At 34.4% G+C, this 10,232-nt stretch carries 11 protein-coding genes; 2 read left to right on the top strand and 9 right to left on the bottom strand.

Translation table 11 applies throughout. The features are described 5' to 3' along the window. The first annotated feature begins 134 nt into the window (after positions 1 to 134). Positions 135 to 1,208 (top strand): DDE-type integrase/transposase/recombinase, encoded by a 1,074-nt coding sequence (locus tag HNP38_RS17620; RefSeq protein ID WP_184192033.1) that lies wholly within the window; start codon positions 135 to 137, stop codon positions 1,206 to 1,208. Positions 1,209 to 1,993: 785 nt separating this feature from the next. On the opposite strand, the gene HNP38_RS17615 is transcribed toward HNP38_RS17620, so the two are convergent. The 9 genes from HNP38_RS17615 to HNP38_RS17575 all read right to left on the bottom strand — a co-directional run bounded on the left by HNP38_RS17615 (position 1,994) and on the right by HNP38_RS17575 (position 9,668). Further along, on the bottom strand, positions 1,994 to 2,419 hold the full coding sequence (locus tag HNP38_RS17615) for a hypothetical protein (RefSeq protein ID WP_184192031.1): 426 nt from the start codon (positions 2,417 to 2,419) through the stop codon (positions 1,994 to 1,996). An 8-nt stretch (positions 2,420 to 2,427) separates the two neighbouring features. Further along, on the bottom strand, positions 2,428 to 3,222 hold the full coding sequence (locus HNP38_RS17610) for a hypothetical protein (RefSeq protein WP_184192029.1): 795 nt from the start codon (positions 3,220 to 3,222) through the stop codon (positions 2,428 to 2,430). 104 nt (positions 3,223 to 3,326) lie between these two features. After that, positions 3,327 to 3,773, bottom strand: coding sequence for a hypothetical protein (locus tag HNP38_RS17605; RefSeq protein WP_184192027.1), 447 nt, complete (start codon positions 3,771 to 3,773; stop codon positions 3,327 to 3,329). Beyond that, positions 3,754 to 4,626 carry a polymorphic toxin type 43 domain-containing protein gene (locus HNP38_RS17600; RefSeq protein ID WP_228461093.1) on the bottom strand — a complete coding sequence of 291 codons (873 nt, stop codon included), beginning with the start codon at positions 4,624 to 4,626 and terminating at the stop codon, positions 3,754 to 3,756. Before HNP38_RS17600 ends, HNP38_RS17605 begins: the two co-directional genes overlap by 20 nt. A 356-nt stretch (positions 4,627 to 4,982) precedes the next feature. After that, a complete protein-coding gene (locus tag HNP38_RS17595; protein WP_184192023.1) occupies positions 4,983 to 5,396 on the bottom strand; it encodes a hypothetical protein in 414 nt (137 codons plus the stop codon). 5 nt (positions 5,397 to 5,401) lie between these two features. Further along, positions 5,402 to 6,292, bottom strand: a complete 891-nt coding sequence (locus tag HNP38_RS17590) for a polymorphic toxin type 47 domain-containing protein (protein WP_184192021.1) — start codon at positions 6,290 to 6,292, stop codon at positions 5,402 to 5,404. A gap of 113 nt (positions 6,293 to 6,405) precedes the next feature. Then, on the bottom strand, positions 6,406 to 6,639 hold the full coding sequence (locus HNP38_RS17585) for a hypothetical protein (RefSeq protein WP_184192019.1): 234 nt from the start codon (positions 6,637 to 6,639) through the stop codon (positions 6,406 to 6,408). 164 nt (positions 6,640 to 6,803) lie between these two features. Continuing rightward, a complete protein-coding gene (locus HNP38_RS17580) occupies positions 6,804 to 7,229 on the bottom strand; it encodes a hypothetical protein (protein ID WP_184192017.1) in 426 nt (141 codons plus the stop codon). A 9-nt stretch (positions 7,230 to 7,238) separates the two neighbouring features. Further along, entirely contained in the window at positions 7,239 to 9,668 is a 2,430-nt protein-coding gene (locus HNP38_RS17575) for an RHS repeat domain-containing protein (RefSeq protein ID WP_184192015.1), read from the bottom strand. On the opposite strand from HNP38_RS17575, the gene HNP38_RS18235 reads away from it, so the two are divergent. Then, the gene (locus tag HNP38_RS18235; RefSeq protein ID WP_184192062.1) at positions 9,621 to 9,884 is read left to right on the top strand and encodes an NUMOD4 domain-containing protein; all 264 of its coding nucleotides are present in this window, start codon (positions 9,621 to 9,623) and stop codon (positions 9,882 to 9,884) included. The genes HNP38_RS17575 and HNP38_RS18235 overlap by 48 nt on opposite strands. Positions 9,885 to 10,232: the final 348 nt, after the last annotated feature.

Raw genomic sequence — 10,232 nt, 5'->3', positions numbered from 1 at the left:
TTACGGGACTCGAACCATTGGAGTTTTTATTACAGGATGACGAAATTTCGTCATGGGTATCTTTTATTTTCTTTGACTTGATTTGATGTTTGGACTTTTAAAATGGACACTGTTTTTTAGTAGTTTTGTACCTGATGAAAAAATACAACAGATACCATTCAACTATTAAAACTTCCTATGCTTTGGGAATTCAACAGCAGGTTCTACCCCACTCTTTCACTTCTTCTATTCCTCGTTCTACTTCTCAAAACTGGAAAGAACTCGATCCCGAGAAATTTCTTGGTAATGAATTCGCTTCTCAGGTAGAACATGATTTGGAAAAGGTAAAAACAATTCTCGATGAAAGAGTGAAAAAAATGACTACTGCTTTTTATGCATTCTGTCGTCTGTATTTAACTATCATCGAATTTATCGGAAAGAAGAATTTCGAGAAAATTATTCTGCAAAACAAAGAATCAGTCATTGATCTTGTTTCTAATCTTCCTGTCGAATTCAATCGAAATCTGGTTTGCAAATTTTTGCAAATCACCCCTCATCAATTCAATATCTGGAAAAACAATCGTTTGTATAAATGTCCATTCTCTATCATTGGGTATTGTAAAAAACGATTTCCTAATCAAATCTCTCAAAAAGAAATTAATACGTTGAAGAGTCTAATGTCAAGAAAAAGGTTTTCCTTCTGGACTATTGCTTCCATTTGGGGATATGCCATTAAGAAAAGGCATATTTCTATGTCCAGAACTTCTTGGTATAGGTATTGTCTTCGATTGGATATCTCTAAAAAAAGAAAAACAGGTAAAAAACCAAAGAAGCGGGGCTCTGTAAAAGCTTACCGTCCCAATGAAATCTGGCATGCAGACGTTACAGAGTTCGTAACTTCAGACAATGTTAAATTTTATATTCACACTGTTTTAGATAATTTCTCAAGGAAAGTTATTGCATATACCATTTCTAGAGATAAAACTGCTAAAACTAGAATTATCAGTTTGAAAGAAGCCATTTTATTTCAATTTGGAAAAATACTTTCTCCCATGGAGTTGGATCTCATTGTAGATGGTGGTTCAGAAAATAATAATTTCAGAATTCGAAATTTTATTCAACATTGCCAGGTAACCATTCACAAGAAAATTGCTCTCAAAGATGTTCACTTTTCTAATTCTGTAATCGAAGGACATTTTCAAATACTCAAAAAATTTCTTCGGGGCTAGGGCGAAATACATTCCCGAGATTTTCACAAAATCATTGAGTTCTTCGTAAAAGATTACAATTCTATTAGACCTCATTATCAGCACTGGACTTACACCCCTGATGAAATTCATTTAAATCCTGAACTCATCAATATAAAACCAACATTAGAACGAATCAACAAACAACGATTACAAAATAATCGCTCTTCATGCTGCAAAGTTGCATAGAATTTCTATAAGTAAAATACCTTTTTAAGAATTATTCCCTGTTTCTAAGAGAGATTTTTATTTCTTTTTAACTTATTTCCATTTTAACTTACAAGCCAAAGATCTTTTTTTCTTTTTTGATTGAACAAAAATACAAAATTTCTGATTTTTATACAATCTTGAAACTGCTTTTAGTATTACCATCAGACTGTACTAATATTCGTACAGTCTGATGGTAAGTAACTTACAATTTTATCCCTCATAATCAAACTTCATAATACTTTTGAGGATTTTTATCTCAGCTTCTATTTCATGAGAGGGAGCCATAATACATAATTTCTAATTGTTTGTAATTAAAATTATCTCTTATTAAAACAAATGCTTGGTATTTTGAAATTTTTTTTTATCTCTGAAATAAATTCTAAATTTCCCATACTATTAATCTATTAGAGTTTATAAATCTTTGAACTTTGGACTCTTCCTGTTGCTGAACCTGTTGCTCTTTTGTTATAGTATCTTATAGTTTTGAATCCTTTATTTTTAGCCCATTTTTCAATAAAGCTTCTATATTAACCAATTTCATATTAATAACCGGTTAATTATTGATTGGAATAAAAAATATCAGGAAATCTTTTTTTTATATGCTCTGCTAATTTTGGTATATCTTCCAAAGCAAAATCAACATATTTTTTATAAATCTCTTCACCAAATTGCTTGATCCAAAAACTTTTCTTATAAAATTGACCTTCTGATGGAACTTCTTCAAAAATTACAGGAATTAAAATGCAATTTTTATTTTCGGGCCTTTTTCTAATTAACCATTCCAAATTACCTTCAAATTCATTAATAATATTTTTAAGAATAGTGATCAATTCAGTTTCATCTGGTAAAGAAAACCCAAAACGAAGAAATGGTGGACGACCATAAATATCATCTAACGGAAACATTGAAACTTTTGCAGTTCGTATAGGTGAAATCTTATCTAAGGTTTTAAACATTATAGTATTAATATCAATTTCTTCCATTTTTTTAATTATTGTCTTTGTAGTTTTATTCCTTGTGGATTCATTTTTTGGTATATCTTAATATAATCTTTTGTTCTTATTGGGGTTCCACTATACATAGGATCATAAACATAGCCGCCTTTAACATAAACCTGATGATATCGAAAAACATCTTTTTTTCCATATTCTAATCCGTTAAGCCAACCTCCATTTCCTGTAGGTGTTATTTCTAAAATATATCCCCCTTTAAACTTCTTATTGAACCCACTTGCTAATTCAGAACAATCAATATCCCTATTTGCTATTCTATTATCTCTCAGGGTTTCAGTAGCAATAGCATCTTCATATGTTGAAGGGTTTACATTACTGCTTGGTTTTACACCTCTTGGTTTAATCTTCCCTACATTAACCGGGAAAAGTCCTTCAGCTGCAACCATCACAGCAGCTTCTCCACACATACCCAAAACTCCCCAGTTGTTTTCTGCTTCCCTTATGGCCTGAATGGTACCATACTGAACTCCTTCATGATTTAACTTCAAATTTCTGATTACCTTATTATAAAGACCATTATATGTTGCTTTATCCCATCCCCTTACCAAAACTAAACCTTGATAGAACTGACTAATTTCATTTTGCATACTTGCCATTTGTCCTAATGTCATATTATGACTGCCTGCATAATTAACCATTAAATTGTTCATCATCTTTTCAGCCCCGACATTGCCCTTGAATGTTCCATTTCCAACATTGTTTACTCCTGCTGCTGCAATTCTAATAGCAGCTGTCCTCATATGGGAAGGAAGAGAACTTCTTTTCCTTCTCATGGTGAATAACTTACATTCTCAATACTCTCGAATAAAGACTGTACTTCTTAACAGAGGTTTTTTATCTCAACACCTGTTCGTGAGAGGGAGCCGTCTAACACGATCTAATATTTATAATTGTTTAGAAGTATCATCTTTCTTATCTTATTCCTAAGTTTTTGATCAAACCCTTTTTTATTGTACTTAGTTTCTGTCAAGATGTTCGCAATACCTTCATTTAAACAATTCATTTTAATAATAAAATCTATACATAAATCTAGCCAATAGCCTTGTTGGTGATCAACCATATCTTTTACCATTAGCTCTATAGGAAAAATATCTGAAAGTACTATACTATACTTACTAATAAGCATTGTTAATTGTTTGCATATAATCTCTATATGTTCAAAAATTATATAAAAGGGATACCCATAAAAAGAATCAATATAAATATTTCTTATTTTATCTTCTTTAACAATTTTCCAGCCATTCCCGAGGAAGTAACATTCATACTGTAAACTTGGAATGTAAATTATTCTTTTATTCATACTATTAATTTCTCCAATTTTCATGTTCAACTTTTAAACCAGTCTTTTTTTCCATAAATTTTATAAACTGTAATCTATTTTGATTATTCCAGTTATTTCCATAATGGCCTGAAAATTCATCAGTAATTATGGTATTTCCTTCTCTTTTAAACATACCCCCAACAATTTTATTTTGTGAAACACCCCTATCTCTTATTGAATATACCAATTTTTCATGTTGAGACATTCCCGGAATCCAACCACTTTTTAATTTACCAACTAAAAAAGTATTACTCTCAGTGTCGAATATAAATTCTATCATTCCTTCTTTAGGAAAATAATTTTTAAATTGAGCAACAGACTCTACATTATTACTGACTTCCAGCACTCCTGCAGCTGGTCCTGAGCCTTTTAATGCACTACCACTTCCTGTTCCAAAACTTGCTCCAACAGCTGTCTGAAGTACTGCGGATAACATACGTCCTGCATTAGCCTCCTGAGAATTATGAACAGCATAAGTAAATGCTCCATTATCAGCATGACAAGATAAACATCCTTTCCAAATCAATCCATCTGAACCGGTATTATCCTGGCTCCATCCTCCAAAATTTTGAGGAAGAATAAAACGGTACTTCGGAGACTCATTATTGGCTCCTATTTTTCTTGTTATTAGCGTATTAACAGTAACTTTTTCATATCGGGTATCTCCTGCCTCCCAAGAAGTTTGCTCATCACGCTCAAAAGTGCCTATTGGTATACCAGTTACAATTGTATAATTTCCTTTTAATCGTTTATCCGATTTATGACCTCTATCTATTCCCCATATCCAATCCCAAACCCGACGGACAAAACTTCTATCTGGCGGATCTCCCGGCCCTCCAATCCTTTCTCCTATCATACCTGTTGGATCTGCATAGTTTACAGGGTCGTTCCAAGTATAGGCATATGGTGACATGGTAAGTTCAACCAATGGGTCTACAGATAACCAGAAACTTTGCTAAGGATCATTATTTCTTACTCCTTAATAATATAGAGTATAAATATTTTGTCTCAAAAAAGATAGCAATTCCATCATTAATTGTATAGCTTTTATCTGTCCGGAGGTTAAATCTATAAATTCTGGGACTCCTCCACTTCTAGGAAATAATGTAGTTCCGTTGTTTTTAGTACCATAAATTCTTCCATTTATAAAAATATCTCCATTGGGGCATTACCCGTTTGCGAAAAACTACCCGCATTATAAGCTGCCAAATCTTATTTCAATATTTCTATTGCATACCAATTAACAGAGATTAGATAGTCATTCTTTTCATTGGTAATAAAATATTCTAATTGAGAACATTCAAAAAGTAATTTTGAAAAAAAAGCACCTTCTTTTAAAACAAATATCTGATTTTTATTATAATAATCTTGTTCGAAAAAAACATATACTGGTCCTGAAAGATATTTTTCAGAAAATGTAAATTCATTCTCTTCAATTGATAATATTATAGATTCTTCGCTGCCTATTCCCAAATGACCAGCCGCTCGAAAAGGTTTAAACTTTTCAAGTGTAGTACTAATAAACTCTTTTGCCTTTTCTCCTTCAATTACTGAATACTCTAAAGACTTTTTCCTTGCAGCTTCCTCTAATTCTTTAATTCTATATAAAAAATCTGTATTTCCCATTTCTTTTATCTTGTTGCTGGTATGTTATCTATAAATATATGTCCAACTATTCTTTTACTCCCTTTCCCAAACTTATACCCAACATGTGGTTGATGAGGGCCTTCTCCTAGTCTCCCTTCAGCTTTTACATTGTTGAATTTAGGTATATCCATGTTTACTTCAGCAGAATTTGGACCTATATATTCTACAGGTATGGATTTCCCATTAGCATCTTTACCCCATCTTGTTATTTTAAATAGCTCTTTTGGCACTCCTGTCCTCTTAAATGCCTCCTCTAGAGCTTCTAAATGTGTCGCTCCACCTCGCATATCAACATCTTTTAAAGGATTAAATTGCCAATTACTTCCTGTTAGTCCTTCTCCATTACCCCTCCCCCATATATTAGCCATTTCTTCTCTGGAAAGGCTTTTAAATTTATATCCTTTTCCTATTCCAAGACTTGCTCCAACAGCTGTCTGAAGTACTGCGGATAACATACGTCCTGCATTAGCCTCCTGAGAATTATGAACAGCATAAGTAAATGCTCCATTATCAGCATGACAAGATAAACATCCTTTCCAAATCAATCCATCTGAACCGGTATTATCCTGGCTCCATCCTCCAAAATTTTGAGGAAGAATAAAACGGTACTTCGGAGACTCATTATTGGCTCCTATTTTTCTTGTTATTAGCGTATTAACAGTAACTTTTTCATATCGGGTATCTCCTGCCTCCCAAGAAGTTTGCTCATCACGCTCAAAAGTGCCTATTGGTATACCAGTTACAATTGTATAATTTCCTTTTAATCGTTTATCTGATTTATGACCTCTATCTACTCCCCATATCCAATCCCAAACCCGGCGGACAAAACTTCTATCCGGCGGATCCCCCGGTCCTCCAATCCTTTCTCCTATCATCCCTGTTGGATCTGCATAGTTTACAGGATCGTTCCAGGTATAGGCATATGGTTATGTGGTAAGCTCAACTAATGGATCCACTGATATCCATATGCTTCTCTTAAGATCATAATTTATTCTTCTTTTAAACAATTCATAAAATCTTCATTGAATGGATTTGGTTCTTCATCTTTATATAACAAATTTAGATAATACATAATTTCTAATTGCTTATAATTAAAATTATCTCTTATTAAAACAAATGCTTGGTACTTTGAAACTTTTTTTTCAATAAAAACATTTACAATATCTTCTAAATTAATGTTCTTATTTTTTTTTATCTCTGAAATAAATTCTAAATTTCCCATATTATTAATTTACTAGAGTTTATAGATTTTTGAACTTTGGATTCTTCCTGTTGCTGAACCTGTTGCTCTTTTGTTATAATATCTTATAGTTTTGAATCCTTTATTTTTAGCCCATTTTCAATAAAGCTTCTATATTAACCAATTTCATATTAATAATCGGTTAATTATTGATTTGAATAAAAAATCTCAGGAAATCTTTTTTTTATATGCTCTGCTAATTTTGGTATATCCTCCAAAGCAAAATCAACATATTTTTTATAAATCTCTTCACCAAATTGCTGGATCCAAAAATTTTTCTTATAAAATTGACCTTCTGATGGAACTTCTTCAAAAATTACAGGAATTAAAATGCAATTTTTATTTTCGGGCCTTTTTCTAATCAACCATTCCAAATTACCTTCAAATTCATTAATAATATTTTTAAGAATAGTGATCAATTCAGCTTCATCTGCTAAAGAAAATCCAAAACGAAGAAATGGTGGATGACCGTAAGCGTCATCCAGCGGAAACATTGAAACCGGTGCAGTTCGTATCGGTGAAATTTTATTTAATGTTTCAAATATTATAGTATTAATATCAATTTCTTCCATTTTTTTCAATTATTGTCTTTGTAATTTTATTCCTTGTGGATTCATTTTTTGGTATATCTTAATATAATCTTTTGTTCTTATTGGGGTTCCACTGTACATAGGGTCATAAACATAGCCGCCTTTAACATAAACCTGATGATACATAAAGCTTCTTTTCTCTCCATACTCTAATCCGTTAATCCAACCTTTATTTTTTTTAGCTGTTATTTCCAAGACATACCCCCCTTTAAACATTCTATTGTAACCACTTGCTAATTCAGAGCAATCAATATCAGTATTTGCAATTCTATTATCTCTCAAGGTTTCAGTAGCAATAGCATCTTCATATGTTGAAGGATTAACATTACTGCTTGGTTTTATACCTCTTGGTTTAACCTTACCTACATTTACAGGAAAAAGTCCTTCAGCTGCAACCATCACAGCAGCTTCTCCACACATACCCAAAACTCCCCAGTTGTTTTCTGCTTCCCTTATGGCCTGAATGGTACCATACTGAACTCCTTCATGATTTAACTTCAAATTTCTGATTACCTTATTGTAAAGACCATTATATGTTGCTTTATCCCATCCCCTTACCAAAACTAAACCTTGATAGAACTGACTAATTTCATTTTGCATACTTGCCATTTGTCCTAATGTCATATTATGGCTGCCTGCATAATTAACCATTAAATTGTTCATCATCTTTTCAGCCCCTACATTGCCCTTGAATGTTCCATTTCCAACACTGTTTACTCCTGCTGCTGCAATTCTAATAGCAGCTGTCCTCATATGGGAAGGAAGAGAACTTCTTTTCCTTCTCATGATAACTTCCTGTATTGTTCCTCCATCATAAATTGGCCCTTTCGGCCCTCCAATCCTTTCCCCAATCATGCCTGTTGGATCTGCATAGTTTACAGGGTCGTTCCAGGTATAAGCATATGGTGACATAGTAAGTTCTACCAATGGATCTACCGACATCCATATGCTTCTCTTGGGATCATAATACCTTGCTCCATAATAATATAAACCGGTCTGCATATCAAGCTCCTTACCGTTGTAGCGGTACGGGTTGTTATACTCTTTATTGGACAGATTCATCAGGTCTTCCCCATAAGGCATATACTCGTACCAGTTGGTAATCTTGCTTCCGCTGTTGGTCAGTACGGAAGAGCTTCCCAAATAATCCGGATGGATCCAATACATCTCAGAGTCCAGGATCTCCGGCGGGGTCTGCCCTATCATACATTCATCCTGTAAAAATTCATTCCACAATGCACAGAAGCTGCCTCCGCTGCCCAATACATACTCATAAAGATCCTTCAGCCTATAAAAACAGTCTTTAGTGTCGGGATCCTGTTCAAAGATAATCATTTGCTGCTCAATTACGTAAGCACAGTCCTGCTCATTGGCCAATGTACTGGATGGCGGGCTGTAGCTGCCCTGTGAGTCTTCATTCGGCACCCAAACCACCTGAGGATAATTAACCTCCGTAGCCAGATGTTCCACTTCTTTTTCCAGAGCTTCCCTAAGGTCATCATATATCCCTCCCTGGTTGATCTTAAACCTGTGGGAAGGAACACTGCTTACCCTCGTGGCAATCTTCTGCCCCCCGATATAGTAATGCTTGCTCATTGTCCTTTCGCTCATTACCATATACCCGCTCGGATAATAGGTATAAGCCCCCATCTGTGTGGTGCTGTTCGGATCGTTGCCGTTCACATACATTTTTTTGGTTACCCCGTCATTTTTCAGGATCCTTTCCCCATCCCCATCATATACATAATGACTAAGCTCTCCGTTCTGCGCTACACCTTTCAGGTAGTTCTGTACAGACCATAGCTGATTCCTGAACGTTATCGGCTGCCCGTTATTCATATAATCCATCTTCGAAAGGTTCCCGTTGGCATCATAGTAATAGTTTTCCTTCCTGTCCGTCGTATAATAATTTTGTGTAGCACCACAATCCAATGGGGAGGTAAACGGATATCCATGCTTATAATCTATGGTTGTCACCGCATTAGGATGGGCGGGGTCCTCATACCGGTATTCTCCGGAGTTGCCTATATTGTATGGGCTCTGGCATGCCCCGTTATTGACATAGTTTTTATGTTTGGATTCTTTAACGTTTATATTGCCATCCGGCCTGTAGGACATATCAAGCTTATAATAGCTGGTGGTTCCCTTGCTCATCGCTGTGATCACCGATGAGCTCAGCCTGTTGAAAGCATCATACGTATAGCTCTTCTGGCTCGCAGCAGTTACTTCATTAGCAGGATAATTCCCGGAAAGCGGTGTAATACCTATCGCCTTTGTAACATTCCCGTTCCCGTCAAATGTATATTGGTTTTTACGGATATTATTTCCGTTCCCGTACATCAGTGAAAGTTCGCCTAACCTCCCCCACGGGTCATAGCTGTACAGGCTCTTGGTATTGTTACCGGCTTTATAGGAGACCATTTTATCCCTGTTATCATAGGTAATGGCTTCAAAAGGGATGTTCTTTGTAATACATTATTACAAGACCTTCCGGAAGAAGAATGGAAGCTGGTTGAAGGGTTTGAGAATTATGCGATTTCCAATTATGGAAGACTGAAAAGTCTGGAGCGCTGGACTTTTTTACCCGTGTGCCTGTTTCCGACTGTTTTATTGCGAAAACAATCTGATGTTCTGTGAATTTTGATGTTTTCATAGTATCAAATTTATCTTTTTTTGTTATTTGATAACCAAAATTCTCTATTTTTAAACTGTATCATTTAACTGGCAGAGGTCAATTTGATTTCTTTTTTTAAAGTTCAGATTGTAAACCTACTTTCTAAATTTTGTTTAGAGACACTATATAAAAACTTTTCTGTAAACGAAATCAGGCTTTTACATTACACAGATAGACGAAAGAAAAAAAAGTCTTTGAAAATTTTCTAAAAAGGATTGTAAACTTCCCTAAAAATGTGTCCATTTAAAGATAGAGTTTTTGGCTTAAAAAACTTTAAATTTAAATATGAAAAAGAGTAAGTATTCAGAGAG

The organism is Chryseobacterium defluvii (genome assembly GCF_014204415.1).
Taxonomy (GTDB): Bacteria; Bacteroidota; Bacteroidia; order Flavobacteriales; family Weeksellaceae; genus Chryseobacterium; species Chryseobacterium defluvii_A.
Note: the sequence above shows the minus strand (reverse complement) of the source record. Positions and strands in the feature narration are given on the sequence as shown.

Excerpts from the sequence above, each read along its gene's own strand:
- HNP38_RS17620 (WP_184192033.1), top strand. The coding sequence starts at position 135 with ATGAAAAAATACAACAGATACCATTCAACTATTAAAACTTCCTATGCT.
- HNP38_RS17575 (WP_184192015.1), bottom strand. The coding sequence starts at position 9,668 with ATGGTCTCCTATAAAGCCGGTAACAATACCAAGAGCCTGTACAGCTAT.
- HNP38_RS17610 (WP_184192029.1), bottom strand. The coding sequence starts at position 3,222 with ATGAGAAGGAAAAGAAGTTCTCTTCCTTCCCATATGAGGACAGCTGCT.
- HNP38_RS17585 (WP_184192019.1), bottom strand. The coding sequence starts at position 6,639 with ATGGGAAATTTAGAATTTATTTCAGAGATAAAAAAAAATAAGAACATT.
- HNP38_RS17605 (WP_184192027.1), bottom strand. The coding sequence starts at position 3,773 with ATGAAAATTGGAGAAATTAATAGTATGAATAAAAGAATAATTTACATT.
- HNP38_RS17590 (WP_184192021.1), bottom strand. The coding sequence starts at position 6,292 with ATGATAGGAGAAAGGATTGGAGGACCGGGGGATCCGCCGGATAGAAGT.
- HNP38_RS17595 (WP_184192023.1), bottom strand. The coding sequence starts at position 5,396 with ATGGGAAATACAGATTTTTTATATAGAATTAAAGAATTAGAGGAAGCT.
- HNP38_RS17600 (WP_228461093.1), bottom strand. The coding sequence starts at position 4,626 with ATGATAGGAGAAAGGATTGGAGGGCCGGGAGATCCGCCAGATAGAAGT.
- HNP38_RS17615 (WP_184192031.1), bottom strand. The coding sequence starts at position 2,419 with ATGGAAGAAATTGATATTAATACTATAATGTTTAAAACCTTAGATAAG.
- HNP38_RS17580 (WP_184192017.1), bottom strand. The coding sequence starts at position 7,229 with ATGGAAGAAATTGATATTAATACTATAATATTTGAAACATTAAATAAA.